Annotated in this window: 15 protein-coding genes; 9 read left to right on the top strand and 6 right to left on the bottom strand. The window is 54.3% G+C overall.

The genetic code is table 11. The features are described from left to right. Positions 1 to 121: 121 nt before the first annotated feature. Together polA and rpsA are read left to right on the top strand one after the other, a co-directional pair. Entirely contained in the window at positions 122 to 3,100 is a 2,979-nt protein-coding gene (gene polA, locus D8M41_RS04455; RefSeq protein WP_023133295.1) for a DNA polymerase I, read from the top strand. A gap of 353 nt (positions 3,101 to 3,453) precedes the next feature. Beyond that, a complete protein-coding gene (rpsA, locus tag D8M41_RS04450; protein ID WP_006887293.1) occupies positions 3,454 to 4,908 on the top strand; it encodes a 30S ribosomal protein S1 in 1,455 nt (484 codons plus the stop codon). A gap of 106 nt (positions 4,909 to 5,014) precedes the next feature. Here the strand turns inward: rpsA and coaE are convergent, their stop codons facing one another. Next, positions 5,015 to 5,632: a dephospho-CoA kinase gene (gene coaE / locus D8M41_RS04445; protein ID WP_006887350.1), complete on the bottom strand. Its 618-nt coding sequence runs from the start codon at positions 5,630 to 5,632 to the stop codon at positions 5,015 to 5,017. A gap of 48 nt (positions 5,633 to 5,680) precedes the next feature. Here coaE and D8M41_RS04440 point away from each other — a divergent pair, with 48 nt between their 5' ends. The 5 genes from D8M41_RS04440 (at position 5,681) to D8M41_RS04420 (ending at position 11,890) form a co-directional block, all read left to right on the top strand. Continuing rightward, positions 5,681 to 6,370, top strand: a complete 690-nt coding sequence (locus D8M41_RS04440; RefSeq protein WP_037287645.1) for an IMPACT family protein — start codon at positions 5,681 to 5,683, stop codon at positions 6,368 to 6,370. Positions 6,371 to 6,508: 138 nt separating this feature from the next. Continuing rightward, positions 6,509 to 7,726 (top strand): hypothetical protein, encoded by a 1,218-nt coding sequence (locus tag D8M41_RS04435; RefSeq protein WP_006887260.1) that lies wholly within the window; start codon positions 6,509 to 6,511, stop codon positions 7,724 to 7,726. A 285-nt stretch (positions 7,727 to 8,011) separates the two neighbouring features. Then, positions 8,012 to 10,183, top strand: coding sequence for an excinuclease ABC subunit UvrB (gene uvrB / locus D8M41_RS04430; RefSeq protein ID WP_094758117.1), 2,172 nt, complete (start codon positions 8,012 to 8,014; stop codon positions 10,181 to 10,183). Between the two features lie 208 nt (positions 10,184 to 10,391). Beyond that, on the top strand, positions 10,392 to 11,135 hold the full coding sequence (locus D8M41_RS04425; RefSeq protein WP_126926475.1) for a hypothetical protein: 744 nt from the start codon (positions 10,392 to 10,394) through the stop codon (positions 11,133 to 11,135). Between the two features lie 77 nt (positions 11,136 to 11,212). After that, a complete protein-coding gene (locus D8M41_RS04420; RefSeq protein ID WP_238693466.1) occupies positions 11,213 to 11,890 on the top strand; it encodes a hypothetical protein in 678 nt (225 codons plus the stop codon). Between the two features lie 26 nt (positions 11,891 to 11,916). Here D8M41_RS04420 and D8M41_RS04415 read toward each other — a convergent pair whose 3' ends face one another. Then, a complete protein-coding gene (locus D8M41_RS04415; RefSeq protein ID WP_126499978.1) occupies positions 11,917 to 12,315 on the bottom strand; it encodes a winged helix-turn-helix transcriptional regulator in 399 nt (132 codons plus the stop codon). A 205-nt stretch (positions 12,316 to 12,520) separates the two neighbouring features. Between D8M41_RS04415 and D8M41_RS04410 the strand changes: the two genes are divergently transcribed. Further along, positions 12,521 to 13,123 carry an NAD(P)-dependent oxidoreductase gene (locus tag D8M41_RS04410; protein WP_126926474.1) on the top strand — a complete coding sequence of 201 codons (603 nt, stop codon included), beginning with the start codon at positions 12,521 to 12,523 and terminating at the stop codon, positions 13,121 to 13,123. A gap of 140 nt (positions 13,124 to 13,263) precedes the next feature. Here D8M41_RS04410 and D8M41_RS04405 read toward each other — a convergent pair whose 3' ends face one another. The 3 genes from D8M41_RS04405 to D8M41_RS04395 form a co-directional block, all read right to left on the bottom strand. Next, positions 13,264 to 14,697, bottom strand: coding sequence for an alpha/beta fold hydrolase (locus tag D8M41_RS04405; RefSeq protein WP_238693465.1), 1,434 nt, complete (start codon positions 14,695 to 14,697; stop codon positions 13,264 to 13,266). 160 nt (positions 14,698 to 14,857) lie between these two features. After that, positions 14,858 to 15,370 carry a hypothetical protein gene (locus tag D8M41_RS04400; RefSeq protein WP_126926473.1) on the bottom strand — a complete coding sequence of 171 codons (513 nt, stop codon included), beginning with the start codon at positions 15,368 to 15,370 and terminating at the stop codon, positions 14,858 to 14,860. A 925-nt stretch (positions 15,371 to 16,295) separates the two neighbouring features. Next, entirely contained in the window at positions 16,296 to 18,902 is a 2,607-nt protein-coding gene (locus D8M41_RS04395) for a DEAD/DEAH box helicase (protein WP_126926472.1), read from the bottom strand. A 222-nt stretch (positions 18,903 to 19,124) separates the two neighbouring features. Between D8M41_RS04395 and D8M41_RS04390 the strand changes: the two genes are divergently transcribed. Then, positions 19,125 to 19,850: a hypothetical protein gene (locus tag D8M41_RS04390; RefSeq protein ID WP_126926573.1), complete on the top strand. Its 726-nt coding sequence runs from the start codon at positions 19,125 to 19,127 to the stop codon at positions 19,848 to 19,850. Between the two features lie 26 nt (positions 19,851 to 19,876). Here D8M41_RS04390 and D8M41_RS04385 read toward each other — a convergent pair whose 3' ends face one another. After that, a complete protein-coding gene (locus D8M41_RS04385) occupies positions 19,877 to 21,157 on the bottom strand; it encodes a metallophosphoesterase (RefSeq protein WP_126926471.1) in 1,281 nt (426 codons plus the stop codon). Positions 21,158 to 21,274 lie beyond the last annotated feature (117 nt).

Genomic DNA, 21,274 nt, shown 5'->3' with positions numbered 1-21,274 from the left:
GTGTATTCCCTATACGTTAAGGCGCGCTCACCGTGGCGGCTCCTGAGTCGTATGACGTTGCAGAACACTTGCGATCACCACCGCCTCAACATCCATAGACCTCAACGGTAAACTAGAGTAGATGAGTACTTCTGATAAGACCCTCCTTCTGATTGATGGCCATTCCCTAGCCCTGCGCTCCTTCTTCGGTATCTACACGATGGCCGAGAAAACCGGGCAGCACGTCTTTGTGCGTAGCGATGGGCAGCATACTGAAGCTGTGCACGCCTTCCTCTCAACCTTGCTCAACATCATTAAGGACTACCGCCCCAGCCACATTGCGGTTGCCTTTGACCTGCCTGGTGGCACGTTCCGTACCGCAGAATACAGCGACTACAAGGGTGGTCGAACCGAGATCCCGCAGGCATTTGACGGGCAGATCGACCTGATTAAGAAGATGCTCACCGCCTTGCGTATCCCCGCGCTCACGCAGGAGAACTACGAGGCCGACGACATTGTCGCCACCCTTACCCGCCGCGGAACCGAAGAGAACTACCGAGTATTTATCCTCTCGGGCGACCGCGATATTTTTCAGCTGGTTACCGACAAAGTGACCCTGTTGTACCCCGTCACCACAGGCCCCTCCAAGGGTATCCAGCTGATGGATCCTGCTGCCGTAGAGAAAAAAACTAAAGTACCCCCACGCCTATACCCCGACCTTGCTGCGCTCACTGGTGAACAGGCCGATAACCTGCCCGGCGTTCCCGGCGTGGGGCCCGGGTTCGCTGCAAAATGGTTAACCGAATACGGCGACCTTGACGGGGTGATCGCCAACCAAGACAACATTAAAGGCAAAAAAGGGGAGGCCCTTCGCGAAAATATTGAGAACGTGCGCCGTAACCGTCGCCTCAACCAGTTGGTGGATGACCTCAACATACCGCTGGACCTGGGGGAAGACACCAGGTTCCTTCCCGACCTTGACGCGCTGGATTCCTTCTTCGATGAGGTTCAATTCCGCACCATCCGCAAACGCGCCCATGACACGTTAGGCCCGGTAGTGCGTGCTGCTGGGGCTGCCACGCGCACTGCAGCAGCAACCGCTGGGGGTGAGGTTGATGAATTCGGGCAGGGGACGCTCTTTGCCGTGCCGGGGCAGCAACCCGCCGCCCCGAAAACGTTACCTTCTGGGCCTGTCTTTGAGCCTATCGCAACGGATAAACCGGTCACCGCGCAAACCGCCGCGCAGCTTCGCCATTGGTGCACCCAGGCTGCTACCGAAGGCTACGGTGAAGGCCTTGATGTGCCTGAACGTCTTAAAGGCGCCGTAACCCTCCTGCCGGTTATTGATGTGCCTGTGGCCCGTGAAGGCGTGAAAACCACAAAAACTAAAATCCGCTCGGCCGAAGAGAATCCCGTGCTTCGGGGGTTAATCCTCACCGGCAAAAGCTCTTCCCTGTGGGTGGATACCGTCACTATCGGAGAAGAGCTCAATAGCGCACTCGCGGCGTGGCTCTCCGATAGGAACGCGCACAAAATCGTGATGGACTTAAAGATTCAGCGGAAGCTTCTGCACGAAAACGGGTACGAGTTAGAAGGTGCCGTGGAGGATCCCGCTCTTTCGTCGTACATGTGCGGGCATATCCCCGCTACTACACGCCGTCTTTTCGCGGAACGTATTGAAGACTTGGCGGAGAAATACCTGTGGATTCCCACGGAGGACTATGGTGAGCTCGTATTCTTGCCGGAGGACATTATGGGACCCGAAAACCTGCGTTATTTCACTCAGGTATCCCGGGTTATTCGTGAACTGGCGCGGCAGCTCCACTTTGAGATGGCGGAACAGGGGCAGTTGAAAATCTATGAGGATATTGAACTGCCGCTACTGTATGTGCTCGCCGATATGGAGCGTGCTGGCATTGCCGTCTCTGATGCCCTGCTTGAGGAGCTCAACGGAACATTCGCCTCGCGTGCGAGCGCCGCTGAAGAACAGGCGAAGGCCGTGGTGGGGTCACATATCGACGGCGAAGAGCTGAACTTGGCTTCGGTGAAACAGCTGCAGACTGTACTATTCGAGAAGCTGGGGTTGCCAAAGACCCGCAAAATAAAAACCGGGTACTCGACTGATTCAGAGTCAATGACTGACCTGCTGGGTAAGATCTCTCCCGAATCTGACGGGGCTCAGTTTTTAGTATCTTTGCAGGGGTACCGCGATAATGTGAAACTCAAACAGACCGTTGAGGGGCTACAGAAAGCGGCACGTATTGACGGCCGTGTGCACACCACCTTCCAGCAGGGGGCAGCATCCACGGGGCGTCTTTCTTCAACCGCGCCAAATCTGCAGAACATTCCGGTGCGTTCTGAGGCGGGGCGGCGCATCCGTGATGCGTTTATTGTGGCGCCTCATCCTATTGACGGTGTGGAGTATGAGGGGCTGCTAACCGCCGACTACTCGCAGATTGAGATGCGTATTATGGTGCATCTTGCAAAGGACGAGAAGCTTATTGCCGCTTACCAAGAAGGCGAAGACCTGCACCGTTTCGTGGGGTCTGAAGTGTTCGGTGTGGCTCCTGAGGACGTGACCTCGCAGATGCGCTCGAAGGTGAAGGCGATGTCGTACGGGCTGGCGTATGGGTTGTCTCGTTTCGGGCTGGCGAAGCAGCTGAACATTAGCTCTGATGAGGCGGGCCAGTTGCGCACGAACTACTTTAAACGGTTCGGGCGCGTGGGACGTTTCTTGCGCGGCGTGCTGAAACAGGCCCACGCTGACGGCTACACGCAGACTATTTTTGGCCGCCGCCGCCAGCTCCCTGATTTAGACTCGCCCAACCGCACCCGGCGTGAGGCGGCTGAACGGGCCGCGCTAAACGCCCCAATTCAGGGTACTGCAGCAGACATTATTAAAATCGCGATGATTAATATTCACCGACGCCTGCGCGACGAAAACCTGAAAACCCGTATGCTCTTGCAGGTGCACGACGAGATCATCCTTGAGGTTGCACGAGGGGAACGGGAAACTGCACAGCGTATCCTGGTGGAAGAGATGAGCGGTGCAGCGCAGCTGTCGGTTCCGTTGGATGTGCAGGTTGGCTGGGGTAAATCCTGGCAGGAAGCCGGGCATTAAGGAAGTCCTGGCTGCTGTCACGGCAGTACATTAGCTGGGGTAAAGTACGATGTGTGGCGGCTACACGCCGTTGCATTCGCCTTAGATGCGTGTTGTTCATTGACGACACGCCCGAGATTCGCATACACTAGTAATTGCGTGTATTGGCACTTCTGTGCGCCCTCACCACTGGTGGGGGCTTTACTAGACGGTTCACCGAATAGTCTGGTTATTACGGTATGCGCGGTAAGTATCCGTCAGACTCGACGCATCCTTCCGGGGCGAGCGCTTCACAGCGCATTACCGGAGGCCGAGGCATACCTGCCATGGTGGATGCGCCGACCTATAAGTAATCCAATTGGAGCCCTAACTATATGAGCACCAACATCCCTCAGGTCGCAATCAACGACATTGGCAACGAGGAAGAATTCCTCAAGGCAGTTGACGAGACCATCAAGTACTTCAACGATGGCGATCTCGTCTCCGGTCAGGTTGTTAAGGTTGATCACGATGAGGTTCTGCTCGACATCGGTTACAAGACCGAAGGCGTCATTCCCTCCCGCGAGCTCTCCATCAAGCATGACGTTGACCCCGGCGAAGTCGTAACCGTCGGCGACGAAATTGAGGCTCTCGTCCTCACCAAGGAGGACAAGGAAGGCCGCCTAATTCTCTCCAAGAAGCGTGCACAGTACGAGCGCGCATGGGGCGACATCGAAAAGATCAAGGAAAACGACGGTGTTGTCACCGGTACCGTCATTGAGGTTGTCAAGGGCGGCCTTATCCTCGACATTGGGCTGCGTGGCTTCCTGCCCGCGTCACTGGTTGAGATGCGACGCGTCCGTGACCTCGCACCCTACATTGGTCAGCAGCTTGAAGCGAAGATCATTGAGCTTGATAAGAACCGCAACAACGTGGTGCTCTCCCGCCGTGCATGGCTTGAGCAGACCCAGTCTGAGGTTCGCTCCACCTTCCTCAACCAGCTCGAAAAGGGCCAGGTGCGCGATGGTGTGGTTTCCTCTATCGTCAACTTCGGTGCTTTCGTGGATCTGGGCGGTGTGGACGGCCTGGTGCACGTCTCCGAGCTGTCCTGGAAGCACATCGACCACCCCTCCGAGGTTGTCGAGGTTGGCCAGAAGGTCACCGTCGAGGTGCTAGAGGTAGACCTGGATCGCGAGCGTGTCTCGCTGTCTCTGAAGGCCACCCAGGAAGACCCGTGGCAGGCATTCGCCCGTACCCATGCCCTGGGCCAGATCGTTCCCGGCAAGGTCACCAAGCTTGTTCCCTTCGGCGCGTTCGTCCGCGTGGAAGACGGCATCGAGGGTCTGGTTCACATCTCCGAGCTGGCTGTGCGCCACGTGGATTTGGCAGACCAGGTTGTCTCGGTTGGCGAAGAACTGTTCGTGAAGATCATCGACATCGACATGGACCGCCGCCGCATCTCGCTGTCCCTCAAGCAGGCTAATGAGGGTATTGACCCCAACGCCACCGAGTTCGACCCCGCACTGTACGGCATGGCCGCAGAGTACGACGAGAACGGCGAGTACAAGTACCCCGAGGGCTTCGACCCCGAGAAGGGCGAATGGCTCGAAGGTTACGAGGCGCAGCGCGAGGCATGGGAAGCTCAGTACGCCGAGGCCCAGGCTCGTTTCGAGGCACACAAGGTACAGGTCGCCAAGGCCCTGGAGGCTGACGCGGAAGCCGCTGCATCCGCACCGGTTGCTGCGGAGCCCGCACCGACTTCCTACTCCTCCGACGATAAGTCTTCGGCAGGCACCCTAGCTTCTGATGAGGCGCTGGCTGAGCTCCGTAAGAAGCTGACCGGCAACTAAGCCTAGTTTCACGCTCCTGTAACTGATTGAGCGCATAGGGGAGGGGCTTTCACCACACAGGTTGGTGGGAGCCCCTCCTTTGCTGCGTCTATGACGGACTGGATCGTTAATGGTTGGTCATGAGTGCCCAGATGCGTTCCACTTGGGTTTGTGTGTTTTCTGCGGAGCCGTCGTTGTCGATAATCCAAGTGGCAATGGCGGCGCGTTGGGTATCTGTGGCTTGGGCTGCGATACGGGCCCGCGCGTCTTCTTCAGCCATGCCCCGTGTCTCCATGAGGCGGGTGAGTCGCTTCTCCAGGCTGGTACGTACCACAATGACGCCGTCGAACTCTGCGGCACGGTTCGTCTCGGCTAGAAGCGGAATGTCGTCAATAATAATGCCTGAGAACCCGGGGGCACGCCGAGCCTGCTCCACCAAAGCATCCGCACGGGCGCGTACGGCCGGGTGCACAATATTGTTCAGGCGGGTGCGGGCGTCCTCATCGGAGAACACCAAAGCCGCTAAGGCTGAACGGTTGAGCGTGCCGTCCGGGTGCAGGATATCGGGGCCGAATTCTGCAACAACGGCATTGAGCGTATTTTCTGTAGGGCGCATGAGGTCTCGTGAGATAGCATCCGCATCAATGATGACCGCCCCCAGGCGGGCGAACATTGCGGCTACTGTGCTTTTGCCGCTGCCGATACCGCCGGTGATTGCGTACCGTCGAAGTGTTTTTTCTGTCATGCGACCGCCTAATAAAATAAAATAGGTAGGGTGAATAGTCCCCAGGATATTGCCGTTCAGACCCGTGCTAACCGGTATACCGTTCCGCACGGTACCGAAGAGTACGAGCATCTGCTTGAGATTAAGCGTAGCGAGTTTATTGGGCATATCAAACGGGTGAGTTCTCAAGATGAAGCCCGGGATTATATTGAGTCGCTGCGCAAAACCTACCATGATGCACGGCATGTGTGTTCGGCATTTGTGGTGGGTGCTGATAGGGATGTGCAGCGTTCTTCTGATGATGGTGAACCAGCTGGTACGGCGGGTATTCCAATGCTTCAGGCTCTTTTAGCGCGGCAGAGCCGACCGGATGGAACCACTGATCTTTCGGATACGGTGGCGGTGGTGGTGCGCTATTTCGGCGGTATTAAATTGGGCGCCTCAGGGCTGGTGCGTGCCTATACAGATGCGGTGGCACAGACTCTAGATGCGGCTAGCTTCGATTCGCGGGAGCGTGTGCGGGTGGGGGTTGTCGCGGCGTCTCATGCGGATGCGGGCCGTTTGGAGAATGAGATGAGGGCGTGTGGGCTGAACATTTTGGGTACTGACTATTTAGCGGATGGGGCTCAGATTTCTATGGGAGTATTTGACCGCACCGAGGATTTGGAGCGCGCCAACGAGCAGGTTGTGACGATAACTGCCGGGGCTGGGACGGTGCTCTGGGGAGATACCTGCTGGGTTGATATACCGTTTAATTAGTTCAAGCAACCTAGTATAAAAGTTATACCTAAATATTAAATCAGGGTGAGCATAGTATCTGGTGTGTGTTTGTGGTACGTTGAATACGGCGCGGCGTTACCTGCCGCGTTAAGTCAACCGAGAGCCGAGAGTTTTCTAGTGCGCTTTCCCAATTATGAACACAGCACACAAACCAATACCCCGCCAGAGGCTGACACCGCAACCGTTGAGCAGATTCTTGAGGCCTACAACAAAGGCAACCTGGATACACTGTTAAACGTTTTGGCGAGGCGCCCGCGTGAACTCGCTCAACAGCTGAACCGTATTTGCCGGGCTTTCCCCGCAGAGGTTGAGCGTGTCGCAGCGGTTCTTCAGCAGGTCGGGGATCAGCTGCCGGTAGAAACCTTGGTTCGTTTGCACAATCAGTATGCGAACGCCGCCCGTGGGGTGGGTGAGCGTTTATCCATGGACAACCTCCGAATGGTGCACCTGATTCAGACGCCCGTAATAACCCGCAGCCACGCTGCGCGCCTGCTGTTGGCTATTGAAATGTGCCTGGTGGGCAGGATGGACGGCTTCAGCGTTGAGATGCCTCCCCAAGACTATTGCCGCCCTATGGAGGCTGAGCCTGCACCCACCTCATGCAACCCCGCGCTGAACGGGGCGATTAACCCGTTTACACCAGCGTTGTGGGAGCCATTCCGGCTTGGCGGCAGCGATGAGGCAGTGGCGTTGAGCGCTACAGGCGTGCGGGAGGTTCCTGACGGTTATGAGCTTTCGGTGTTCCTGCTGGATGACGACTATGCCCGGGTGAAAACCATTGAACGGGGTGTTGAGGATACCTGTTTTTCCTGCTTCTGGGATGAGGAAGGCGTGGACTCGGAGAACGATATACGATGCGGTCTTACGCTTGGGTACCGTGTCGAAGAATACGCCGAGGTTAATGTGCACCGCGCTATGACCTTGGGCGTGCGGTACGTAGTGGTAACCGCGCGGGTGGGGGAGCGCTTCCCACAGCTTGGTAGTGCAGACAACCCAGGGAAAGCCCCGCAGGGCTCGCCCGTGCACCCTGACACACCACGCTTTACCTCACAGGTGGCTCCCGATATAAGGTCTTTGATGATAACCCCGGAGGCGACCATTCGCCCGGTGGATCATCGGGGTAATTTTCATGTGCTTGATGCGCCTGGCCGCACCGTGTGCGCTGTCCTGGATTTGTATAAGCAGCGCATTAGCACCCCTGCTGTAGGTATCCCTGAAGGGGCAGATGAGGATACCACCCTCACTGCTATTATGGGCGTGCTTAACGGGTACCTGCCCATGACCGTTCGGGAATTCATGCGGTTATCGGGTGCTGCTGTGCGCAAACCCGACTAGTTAGCCCAGAATATAAGGCGGGTGGGCCGCAAGGTACAGTAACCTTTTGGCGGCCCACCCTTTCGGATTCCGCTGTCCCTAAGATGCACACTGGAACGTCGCTGATAACGGCTAACGCTGTAGGGCAACCAACGTGTGGGTGAGTGGAGCAGTGAGAACGTGACGGAGACTATCTTCTGTCGTCAAATTTATATAATTTATGTCACTCTGCGAGAAATGGTATGGAGTGTGCGCCCGTGACGAACCAGTGCGTACTAAGGTGTGGGCGGTTATTAGAATGAATATATGAGTCTTGCGCAGGAAATTAACCGAGTCGTCGCCCCGTTTGAGGTTGTTAGCCAGTACAAACCTGCCGGGGATCAGCCTAAAGCCATTGCGGAGCTGACTGAGCGGGTGGAGAATGGCGAAAAAGATATTGTGCTCATGGGTGCCACCGGTACTGGTAAGTCTGCCACGGCGGCGTGGCTCATTGAGTCGGTGCAGCGTCCCACCCTGGTGATGGTTCAGAATAAGACTCTTGCCGCACAGTTGGCGAATGAGCTGCGTGAGCTGCTGCCGCATAATGCGGTCGAATATTTCGTTTCGTACTACGACTACTACCAGCCTGAGGCTTATGTGCCGCAGACAGATACGTTCATTGAAAAGGACTCCTCTATTAATGAGGAGGTGGAGCGTCTGCGTCACTCCGCTACGAACTCCCTGCTGACCCGCCGCGATGTTGTTGTGGTCTCAACCGTTTCGTGTATCTACGGTTTGGGTACTCCCGAGGAGTATGTGGAGCAGATGGTAACCCTCAAACGAGGGGATGAGATTGACCGGGATGACCTGCTGCGTCAGTTTGTGGCTATGCAGTACGCCCGTAATGATATGGACTTTCACCGCGGAACGTTCCGCGTTCGGGGAGACACCGTCGAGATTATTCCCATGTATGAGGAGCACGCTATTCGCATTGAGTTCTTCGGGGATGAGATTGAGGCAATCTACACTCTGCACCCACTCACAGGTGAGGTTATTCGAGAAGAAACCGAGATGTATGTTTTCCCGGCAAGCCATTATGTTGCCGGTGCCGAGCGTATGGCCCGGGCTATCGCTTCCATTGAAGATGAGCTTCAGGAGCGTTTGCAGGCCCTGGAATCTCAGGGGAAACTTTTGGAGGCTCAACGGCTACGCATGCGCACCACCTATGACCTTGAGATGATGGAGCAGATGGGGTTCTGCAACGGTATCGAGAACTATTCACGCCACATTGATGGACGCGCGGCCGGTAGCGCACCGCACTGTCTGCTGGATTATTTTCCGGATGATTTTTTGCTCATTATTGATGAGTCTCACGTGACGGTTCCTCAGATTGGGTCCATGTATGAGGGCGATATGTCGCGTAAACGCACCCTAGTGGAGCACGGTTTCAGGCTGCCGTCTGCGATGGATAACCGCCCGCTGAAGTGGGATGAGTTTTTGGAGCGCATTGGGCAGACCGTGTACCTGTCGGCAACCCCGGGTAAGTATGAGCTTTCGCAGGCTGACGGGTATGTGGAGCAGATTATTCGACCGACTGGCCTGGTGGATCCCGAGGTGGTGGTGAAACCCACGAAGGGTCAGATTGATGATTTGTTGGAGCAGATCCGTGAACGTACCGAACGCGATGAGCGCGTGCTGGTAACCACGTTAACGAAGCGTATGGCGGAGGACTTGACTGAGTACCTGGTGCAGCACGGGGTGAAGGTACAGTATTTGCATTCCGACGTGGATACGCTCAAACGCGTGGAGCTTCTGCGTGAGCTACGGCTGGGGACGTTCGATGTGCTGGTGGGTATTAACCTGCTCCGTGAGGGGCTGGACCTGCCGGAGGTGTCGCTGGTGGCGATCCTTGACGCAGATAAAGAGGGGTTCCTTCGCTCGACGACATCGTTGATTCAGACGATTGGGCGCGCGGCGCGTAACGTCTCGGGGCAGGTACATATGTACGCAGATAAGATGACGGATTCGATGCGCACTGCCATTGATGAAACGAATCGTCGCCGTGAGATTCAGCAGGCGTATAACCGTGAGCATGGTCTGGACCCGCAGCCTTTGCGGAAGAAGATTGCCGATATTACGGATGTGCTCGCCCGTGAAGAAGAAGATACTCGCGAACTGCTGCAGCTGCGTAAGGCGGGTAAGAGTGGTGCCCGCAGTGTTGAGAGCGGTAAGAAAGCCACGAAGGGTGGTGCGGGTGCCAAGATTGCAACGAGCACCCCGGAGTCAGATGCCCTCTTGGCAAAAGCTCAGGAGCGTGTACGTGCGGACGGCCTGGCGGCTGAGCCTGCAGAGGACCTGCTGGATCTGATTGAGCAGATGAATGAGCAGATGCGCCTTGCTGCCGAGAACTTGCAGTTTGAGCTGGCGGCACGTCTGCGTGATGAGCTGTCTGAGCTGAAGAAGGAGCTTCGTCAGATGCAGCAGGCGGGGCATGCCTAAGAAGGGCTTGCTTTACCAGTAAACCTATGCGGTAAAAATACCTCTGCTGATAGTTGAGAGTTTTATTTGGGGTTGGACTACGTGTAAACTTATCGAAGCGGTTGTATTTTTGCGCATATGCGTTGCCGCTTGTGGAGGGTTCAGCATTAGCCCTCTACATACTCAGCTCTCAGACACGCATTCACTCACAGACCTACGGAGGACTTATATGTCACATATCCCCGCGCGCACTTTTAACAGGCGTACTTTCGCTAAAGGTGTTGGCTGGGCGGCGCCTGCCGTCGTGGCTTCGGCAGCGGTACCAGCCTACGCCAGTTCGGTGTGCGAGACGAAACCTCCGCTGAAGTTCGATGAAAAGAATCGGTGGGTGTTTCAAAATACCGGTTCTGCGAATCTGTACTCTCGTGACGGGTTTAGGGCCATCACGTACCAGCAACAAGAGTTTTTCACATCTTTATCAACTGTGGATTACGATAAGTCCCGTACGGATAAACCTCAGATAGCTGTAGTGCGTGGCAGCTATGAGGCCTCCAGTACGGGGGACGCAGCCTTTAATCCGCGGTGCGGTAAGTACAGATTTAAAGTTGATCTGATATCGATGCGGGGTGCTGCCCCCACAGAGAACACCAGGTTATACCCTACTCTGGAGATTCGGCTCATTGGCCCTGACGGTCTTACTGTTCCCGGTACCGAACAGAAATTTACTACCGACCCGAAGTCCACAGAAGCGGGCGTGAAGATTCTGCCCGCCACAGGTACAACACAGCCGAGACCTCGGTACGTGACTGCTGCAACTCCAGTCACGTTTACCCCTAAAGCTGGCATGTACTATTTTGAAGCTAAGCTTACTGCGCCCGTTAACTATAGCCATGGAGCTGGTGTGCGTGATAGGAATATGCAGGCTGACGGGATTGGCGTCACTGCCCCAACCTTTGAATTTATTGGGCAGTAACCTTAGCGATTAATCACATAAACCAGGGCCAAAATAAGCGCATAAACATACGTAACTAGTGAGCAGACAGAACCCAGTTGAGCATACAGAAGCATTCGAGAATAAACCGCCGCACCCTCACGAAAGGCGTAGCGTGGGCGGTACCTGCTGTGCTAGCATCTGCCGCCGTACCTGCTTTCGCAGCGTCTCGGTGTCAAACAGCTGAAGGGCACGGGTTCGCCCGATCCAGCCGATGGGCTATCGCTAACCCCGCAACGGGGGCTTTAGCATCACCTGTATCTAATGGGCCAGCAGTCATTAACGGTAAAGAATACTGGATATCTCAGACAACGGCCCTGGGCGATGAGAAAGCGGTCATTACCCTCACGACAAGCTACCTTGCCAGTGATGACGGTGAAGGGGAGCTGAAACCGGGGTGTAAATACACTTTTAGGTACTTTGTAGTAGCCTCAGATACGAACCACGGTGGCCGTAAAGGGGACGTGAAGCTGGACATTCAGCTGCGTAACCCCAACGGGGTTCTGGTGCGTAATACCGGTCACTCGTACACAACAAAATCAGGTCAGAATACTAATAAAACAACGTCCGTGCCGTTTAATACCGAGGTTGCGGCCCGCGGGGTGAACTTCACCGCACGGGAGGGGCTGTACCATCTGGAGATTACGATAACGGTTGCAGCAGAGGGGAACCGGCGAGAGAAGGTTGCAGCTCGCGGTATCGGCATCACCTCACCTTATTTTGAGTTTTCTGGTTAACCTGCATCAAGCGTTGGGTCAGCTCGTTAGAGGGCGTTTTTCTGGTCGTATTTTTCTCGGGCGGCGAGTACTTCAGTCATATGGTCTTGGGCCCAGCGGCGTAGCGCATTCATGGGTGCGGTAAGGGTGGTGCCCAGGGGTGTGAGCGCGTAATCAACACGTGGCGGCATGGCGGCCGTTACTTTTCGCGTCACCAGACCATCCCGCTCCATAGAGCGCAAGGTCTGGGTGAGCACCTTGGGAGAGACACCTTGAATACGGTCTTTAAGCTCACTAAACCGCGCGGTGGGTTCTTCTGAAAGGGCCGCAACAATCATTGGGGTCCAGCGGTCGGTGAGATGCCGCATCACGGTTCGTGAAGGGCACGCGCTGGCGAGGATATTAGCGGGGGAGTCAGTGTGGGGCGTCTCTGTGTTGGTGCTCATCGTTCTATGCTCTCCTTATGTGTAGAGGGTGAAGTTTTGCCCGCGGTAGGCTGCGGAAGACACTTTAAAAACTCCCCAATAGTTACCTTGAGGTACTTAGTATCTAAAGAATACTATATATTGTGTTGGCGCAACACATGAACCGCCCACAGAAAGAACACCCTCGAACCTATAGGTATTCCGGGGAACACGAAAGGACATATGAATGAATATTGCAGTCATTGGTGCAACTGGGATGGTTGGTGAACGTACCGTAACCGAAGCCATCGCACGGGGCCACCAGGTGGAGGGCTACAGCCGTTCTGGTCAGGCCGTTGCGGGAGCAGAAGGGAAGGCTGTAGATCTGAGCAATACTGGAGAACTCGTTACTATCATCAATAGCCATGATGTAACCATTATTGCTGTCTCGGCAGGGCGCAGCGTATCAGCCGAGCCGGTCATCCAAGCACACAAGGCACTTATTGCAGCAAAACCCTCTGGCCGTTTGCTCATTGTAGGTGGTGCGGGTTCTCTCAAAGACGCCAAGGGACAGCGGTTCGTCAATAGCGCCGGATTCCCCGAAGAGTACAAGGCCGAGGCACTGGCCTTCTGCCAAATCCTTGACGAATACCGTGCATCTTCAGGACTAACGTGGACCATGCTCTCACCCGCATTCAATATTGCCCCCGGCAAGCGCACCGGCGCATACAATACTGCCCTTGACAACCCCGCAGGCGAAGCGATCAGCGCAGAAGACTTTGCGGTGGCCCTCATTGACGAAGCTGAAACCCCCAAGCACATTGGACGCCGTTTTACCGTCGCCAACTAGGAGCAAATCAGCCGGTAAACCTATACCAAGGAGCAAATGAAGAAGAAGCGGCGAACCTGTCGAGGTACTCACGCCGCCACGCAGAAACCCCTCGTTACCACCCGGAGGGTAACGAGGGGTTTCTGCGCCCAATATGGTTCTTACTGGTTGTGAACCTCAGCTAACATATTCTTCAAATGCCCCAGAATAGTCAGCGGGTCAGAGCCAAAACCATCATGGTGATGAGTCTTCGACGTCCACACATGGGTGTTACCCACCCACCGGGCGGTCTCCATGGAATTCTCATAATCCACATAAATATCCGGAGTATAAGCCGCCGCGACCACAGGAACCTCATTCCGGTGAAGCTGCTCATGATCGTAGAGACGACCCCAATCTTTCTTCTCCGCGAGCAGCTGCGCCACTTCAGCAAGCGGCCGCAGCGCCGGATCCTCCTCGTAGTACCAGGGGAAAATATGCTCGCCCGTGAAGAAAAGCGTCTCAGCATCAGGGGCAAATTCGGGGCGCTTAGCTGCAACGCGCGCCGCAGCCCAGTTCGTAGGCGCCGGAGAAGGTGAAACAGTGAAACCAGGTATACCCGGCAGATTACCGTCAGCCGGACCATCCGCGTAAATCGTTTCGTGCATAAGAGCGTACAGCGGGTTCGCCAAGAACGACACCTCACCGCTCATGCTCGATAGGAATTGGTCTGAAAGATGGTCATCCCCTTCAGCAAACGCAGTTTCCAGGAAATAGTGCAGTCCGCGTTCACGCCAGCGTCCACCCAGGTAATGCCCCGCCATCTGGAACCGGTGATCGGTGAGGCGCTCGCCGGTGGGCAGGAACTCCTCATGGGTACGCAAATGCTCGGCGATGCGGGTAGCCAACGCAGCATCTTCCGGGAACCAGCTGTAGTATTCCTTATTGCGTTCAGCCATGCGGTCGAAGGTGTGCTCATACACGTTATCGACAGTGGTGCGGATCGGGGCCAGGCCTGCGGTAATCCGCGAATCACGTAGGGACTGTGGCGCGAACGAAAGGTAGGAAAGAGTGAGGAACCCGCCGAAGGACTGTCCAACTGTAGACCAGCGCTTATCGGTTCGGTCAGCTAGAAGAACCTCACGCACGGCCTCGGCATCTGCAATGATGGAGTCCGCACGGAACAGCTCCACATACTCTGCCTGTAGCTGCGCGTCACCAACGGCGGTGATATTACGGGCAGATAGCGGGGAAGACATACCGGTACCGCGCTGATCCAGCAGGATGACACGGTGCGTTTTGGCTAGTTCAGCAATCCACCCGCCGATCGAACCGGTCTTTGGAGAACCGAACCCGGGCCCGCCCTGCAGGTACACAATATAGGGGCGTTTCTCAACGGGAAGAGTCAGCGTATCTGAGGTATTAATAACCTCACGTGCAAAAATCTTAATGCTCTGATCCGCAAACCGTGAAGAGAGAGCAGCATCTTTGCCACGAGAAAAAATAAGACCGTGGGTTAACGGTACCTCAAACCAGTGATCAATAATCTCGTGCTGATCGACCTTGGTGGTTGCGCCCTTACGGTACTGAACCTGGGGAAGCTTAGCGACGGCCAACGTTGAACCTTCTTTCTGTAGTGAATACACTGCTTTTAGTCTACCTCTCATTATCCCCAAAAACCGTACAGTGCAGGTGAAAAATAGGGACAATCTAAAGCGCGAGGAACACGCCTTAACCTCCTATGTTGGTAGCGTATTCCTCGCGCTCATAGGCTGCCTAGTCTTGTATCTCGCAGACGGTGGCGAACGATGTGCCATTCACCCGGCTACCGGCAACACCCGGTGAGGTTCCGGTAGCTATATATCCGCTATACACCCGTTGGTTGTCAAGATACGACCCTCCCGCACCGCCAGCCCCGGAGAACGCAGCTGAGCCCACGGGGGACCAGTAGTCTCCTGCCTGGTATTCGCCATTAACGTACGTGTATTCCCCAGCCCACCGCTGGTCGGTGGCGTAGCCAGCAGCGGTCGTTACCGAGCCTGAACCGCCGCCACCGTACCCTCCGCCGCCGCCGGTAATCGTGAAGGTTAGCGATTGGGTTTTATCGGTTGCTGTGAAGGTGTGCGTGAGTGAGCTGCCGTCGGTGGAAGTATTGGTAGGAATAGGGACAACGATACCGGGTTGGCAGTGCGATGCTGCAAGAGCAGGCACAGCAGTACTCGCGAGAACTACAGGTACAGCCCATGCTGTACCTTTGACCAGTCCTCGTCTAGAGATATTTCCCTTCATGAATGTTCTTTCTCCCTGTGGTTTAAATAATCTTCAAATGTGTTCGATATAAGCCGCTGTGCGGTATTCAGTAGTGTGCTGACGACACGCTGAAGTCTCAGCTAGTAAGTGAATAAATTTTCTGCAAGTAGAATAATACAACACTCTGTGTGAAAGGTAGGGGTGCTCAGAAGGTCTTGTTTTACTAAACGTGTAGTCTAGATATAGATGAATCTATATCTTGAGGGAGTGTATATACTTTCACTCAGGGGTGGGGTGGAAACTGTTGGTATGCAGTTGGCTTTAGGTGTTAAAAGAACAACCCCGCCGCGGGGTGACGACGGGGTTGGTGGCATTCAGGAAAGCTCGGATAAAATATCCGGTGTTCGCGTGCTTTCCTTGTGCTGATACCTAGTGTGCATCACAAAAAGATAATTTCCAACTCTCGTAAATCCCCTGAAAGATCTGTCAATTATGAATGTTTATCTTGAAGTATTCACGGGATTTTCTGGAAAAACAGGCATATTTTGTTTAACTGTTGAGTAAATATAAAGATATTTATATGACCTGCATAACACAGAAGGGTCTAATACTCGAAGAATATAGCACTATTTATGTGTTGCATATCACTAAAATTGAGGTGGTGAATGACTGTACAACGGTCATAAAACCGTTGGGAAAGCCCCGGCTATTCAACAAAAACCCAAGCATATGCCGAGTATATCCTCCGGCTACAGTTCAACCTGCACCAGGTTCATTACCGGAAAAACAGGGAAAGGGAGCATAAGAACCAAACCACCACCCAATGAGTCATGAGAAACACAAAAGAGCACGTCAGGAAGATGCGAGAGCGGATACATCCTTCCCTTTCATCACATGTTTAAAATTTTATTTACCTATAGTAAGACATGCAACAAATGCCTATTTAGGTACATTATTGCTAAATCTAGAATTCACCCACGCTCAAAATCTTCAAAACTGGGTAACCAGCATCATCGGAAGCAGCAAGATCCACCTCCGCCCGAATACCCCAGTCGAAGTTGTCCTCAGGATCAGCAAAGGTCTGCTGTACTTTCCATACACCAGGATGCTCCCGCACATTATCGTCAATCTGAACGAGCTTAGGGGAGCGGGCCTCAGCATCCGTATAAATATCGTCGTAAGCGTCAAAATAGTCGTCCATTGCATCCGCCCATGCGTCAGCATCCCATCCTGAAACCTCATCTAGCTCCCCAAGTATGCGATCTCGCTCATCAGCGAAAAGCTCCACACGGCGGAAGAGAGCATTGCGCACCATCACCCGGAACGCGCGTACATTCTTCGTGACGGCTGGGGGAGTATCATCTTCAAGCTCGGCGGCGGCACGATCAGCTGCCAAGGATGCAGCATCTTCGCCAGCGGCAAGTTTCTCCCACTCGTCCACCAGCGATGAGTCGGTTTGGCGCACTAGTTCGCCCAGCCACTCAATAATCTCTGCAAGATCATCGTTGACGGCTGACTCGGGTACCGTTTGCCGCAGCGCCTTATATGCATCCGAAAGGTAACGCAGCAACACACCCTCGCCACGTTCTAACGCATAGTACTGTACAAAGTCGTTGAAACCCATAGCGCGCTCGTACATATCACGCACCACAGATTTCGGGTGAGGTTCAAAGCGCGCCACCCAGGGGGCCGACTGCTGATACGTACTGTACGCCTGCTCGATCAACTCTGCGAGAGGCTGAGGGTAGGTTACCTGATCGAGCTCATACATACGCTCGTTATACTCCACACCGTCTGCCTTCAGCTGCGCTGAAAGCTCGTTCTTAGCCTTACGCTCCTGCGCGTATAACACCAGGTGCGGTGGCTCCAAAGTTGCCTCAATCAGTGAAAGAACATCCAACGCATAGCTGGAGGAATCGGGATCCAAAAGTTCAATAGCTGCCACTGCGAATGCCGAAAGCGGCTGATTCAACGCAAAGTTATCCTGCAAATCCTCGGTCAGCCGCAGGTATGAACCATGCTCATCCGGGGTATCTGTACGCTCAATAACCCCGCCAGTCAGCAGCTCCTTATAAATACCAACGGCTTTACGCAAAAGCTCCCGACGACGCTGCGGCGGCTCATGATTCTCCTGAAGAATGCGGTAGGCTGCGACCACCGGATTCTGCGGGCGCTGCATCAGGTTCAAAAGCATTGAGTGGGTGATATCGAACGAAGAGGTCAGCGGCTCAGGCTCTGCTGCGACCAGCTGATCGAAGGTCTTCTCCGACCACCCCACAAAACCTTCCGGCGCTTTCTTGCGCTTAGACGACAGTGACTGAATAATCTTCTTCGTATCGTCACCGAACTTCGCCTGCGCTTTGGCCAACAGGCGCGCATTTTCTATATCGTGTTCGGGCGCCTGCACCACCACGGTACCGGCGGTATCAAAACCAGCTCGACCGGCACGCCCCGCGATCTGGTGAAACTCACGTGCGCGCAGACGGCGGTTCTTCGACCCATCAAACTTCGACAAGGCCGTAATAAGTACAGTGCGAATAGGCACGTTAATGCCCACGCCCAAAGTATCGGTACCGCAAATCACCTTTAACAATCCAGCCTGCGCAAGCTGCTCCACAAGGCGACGATATTTAGGGAGCATTCCCGCATGGTGAATACCAATACCAGCCCGCACCAGTTTATTCAGCGCCTTGCCGAAACCCGGGCCGAACCTGAACTTCGCAATAAGCTGCGCGATCCGCTCTTTCTCCTCCTTCGAAGCAATAGCTACCGGCAGCAGCGCGTTTGCCTGCTCCAAGGCGGCCTTCTGGGAGAAATGAACAATGTAGACGGGGGTTTGCTTAGTCTGCACAAGCTCCTGAACCGCCTCCTGAATGGGGTCGGTCGAGTAGTAGAAATGAAGCGGAATTGGGCGCTCGCTACTGGCAACCAGCACACTTTCACGACCGGTGAGCGCCGTCATCTCTTCCTGGAAGCGTGTGGTGTCGCCCAGGGTTGCGCTCATGAGCAAGAATTGAGCTTGCGGAAGCTCCAAAAGCGGCAGCTGCCATGCCCAGCCGCGTTGCGGGTCAGAGTAGAAATGGAACTCGTCCATAATGACTTGGCAGACATCTGCGGCCTTGCCCTCGCGCAGAGTAATATTCGCCAGGATCTCGGCGGTACAGCAGATAATGGGGGCATCCGCATTAATAGCCGAATCCCCGGTAATCATGCCGACATTTTCGGCACCAAAAATCTCGATAAGATCAAAGAACTTCTCGGAAACAAGCGCTTTAATGGGTGCGGTGTAGTAGGAACGCTGACCAGTTGCCAAACCGGTAAAATGCGCCGCCACCGCCACTGTAGATTTACCCGACCCGGTGGGGGTTGCCAGCACCACGTTATGTCCCGCCGCAATTTCCAAGACTGCTTCATCTTGGGCTGGGTAAAGCGTCATGCCTCGGCTGGAGATCCACTCGGTGAACGCCTCATAGATTTCATCCGGGGTGAGCGGATTGCCGGTGTAGTCGCGCCGGTTGTAATCTCCGGGATTCTCCGCGAGTTTGGGGGAAAGGTATTCAAGAATGCTCATGGTGCTTCAATTTTACCGAGTTTAGGGGCAGAGAATTGGCAGAATCCGTCAAAATCAGCGATGCGCACAATATTGGTAGCTGTCGCAGCATACAAAGTAGATAGGCCACAGAAAACTTGGGCGTATGGTCAATCTACGCTAGCCGAAATCCGCCGACTGTTAGACTTGCGTATAGCGACGTGTGGTTATTTTCTTTTCCGACAAGGAGCACACAATATAGTGATGGACATATCCCTGAAGGATACAAAAATAACGGGATACTGGGCGACCGCAAGGGAAGATACTCTTGATGATTGCGTGTCAGAACTTCACCACTTTATGACCTCGTTTGAGTCATTGTACCCGGGTGGACATTGGCGTATTATGCGTGAAGCTCCTCAGCGGCTAGGGGCCAATGTTGAAAATTCTACTCCCGGACTGACTGATCTGCTATTGGGCCAGCTAGAGGGCGCAAAAACTCCAGATGCAGACGCCTCATTTGGGTACTACTTTAACCTTGAATATCTGGGGCCGCTCCCAATAATTGTCCAAGGATGCGTAGGAATACAAACCGACAATAAGAATTTTAAAAACTTTGTCCTGATCAAATTTTGGCGAGACCCCAAAGTACCAGAATCTTCACAGGGAGAACTCACTCTTGAATCCGGTCAACAGCTGCTTGAAACAATTATTCGTTGCTGGTCACCGCACTTAGCGACATGGACAACAACTGCCTGGTTACGTGCTGTACCGAAGAGAGAGGCGTACACACCCTCTCTAGGGTGGAAGACGTATTTCAGTGAACCGGCGGTATGCGAACTAATCAGCGACTTAGGCAACCCCCTGCATCAGGGAATACTCCTTGAAACCGCAACGGATATTCACGACGTAACCCCGGAAAAAATTGCGGCGTTAGCGCAAGAACTCGCTGACCGGGGAGTAGAGGATACGCTGTACCGTGGTGCATAGTAGGATACTGGCCCCGGCAGAAGATGCTAGCGGAACGGCTTGACCGTAGAAGTAGAGGGCACACGGATGAGTGTTTCGACTGCGCCATTATTGCTTAGCATAACTGCCGTGAGAAACCCTCCGCGATGCTCCACACCGGACTCCAGGGGACGGATTGCCTCAAAATCTAGGGGTGACATACCCTCCATGCGTTTCTCATGCCGGTGACCGAACCACTGCACAATATCGCGGCGAGCGCAGGCCGTATCCAGTTCGTCTGCGAACATCCGGTAATTCGTTTTGCCGTACAGCGCCCGCTCCGTATTATTCGTACCACGGCACAACACCTCGTCGGCGAGCAGCCCCGTCACATACCGGCCAGGTGCCGCCGTCACCGCATCCAGCACAGCGGGAATAACACCACCGTGGCTCACCCAATGCTCCCGGGCGCCCACGGTAAATGCGAAGAACGGCACCGAACGGTTAATAAGCTCTTCACGCACTGCTCGTTTGGTAATGCCAGCTTCTTCAAGCTGCCGCAGAGTCTCGATCGTGTCATCTGGTTTATCGTAATTAAAAGTACCTAATGAGGCACGCCGCACCGCGATCTCATGGTTACCCTGTACAATCACCACATTCTTGCGTTCAGGCAGCAGAGTGTTATACACCGTCACCGGGGTGGTGCCCCGGTCGAACAGATCACCCACAAATATCCAGAAATTGTGGGGGCTATCTAGCCCTCCCGGAACTTTGGCAATAAGCTCTTGAAGCTCATCACCTGCACCTTGAATATCGCCTACAAGGACAATGCGTTCATACTCTGAAAGGTCGTGCGGCGTTACGGTGAGTATCTGGACAATGTCGTGCATATTCACCCAGTCACGCATAATCTTACGGTCTGGTTTTTGTTCCCATACACAATCAAAGGCACTATTAGTATCCGTGGGGTTTGGGGAATTTTTATGGTGCGCATCTACTAGATGAACGGTGTAGTCGTAGGCCCTAGCCAGTCTGATGACACCTTTAACGTCTTTAGTGGTGAGTGTATCGGGGGAGTCGATAGTTGAGAGCCCCGTCAAATCTCCGCGCAGAAAAATTGTTTCACCCATCGTCATTTTTGATTCAATAGCACCGTAAATAGCCGTCATGGCGAGTTTGCGGGCACGATCGGTCAGCGTGGTTAGCCTGCCCTCGAAAGAAAAACCAACACTTCCATAGAGGGAACGGAAATCTCCCATGTCAATGATGTAAGAGCGCCAATCTAGTGTGGGGCTGGGAAAAATACTGTCTATAGCCTGGTGGCCGAAGATAACAAAAAGTCTGCGCATGTTCTAATCCTTTCATGCTGTTGGTAAGTGCAGTATCTGCTGTAAAGCGTAGAAACCCCGCACACTGTAGTGTAATATACAACACATATAGAATAAATATGTTACCATCTGTATTTA

It is taken from the genome of Rothia sp. HSID18069 (assembly GCF_003989155.1).
In the GTDB taxonomy this organism is placed as follows: Bacteria; Actinomycetota; Actinomycetes; order Actinomycetales; family Micrococcaceae; genus Rothia; species Rothia aeria.
The sequence above is the reverse complement of the archived record's forward strand: the minus strand, read 5'-3'. Positions and strand labels throughout refer to the sequence as shown.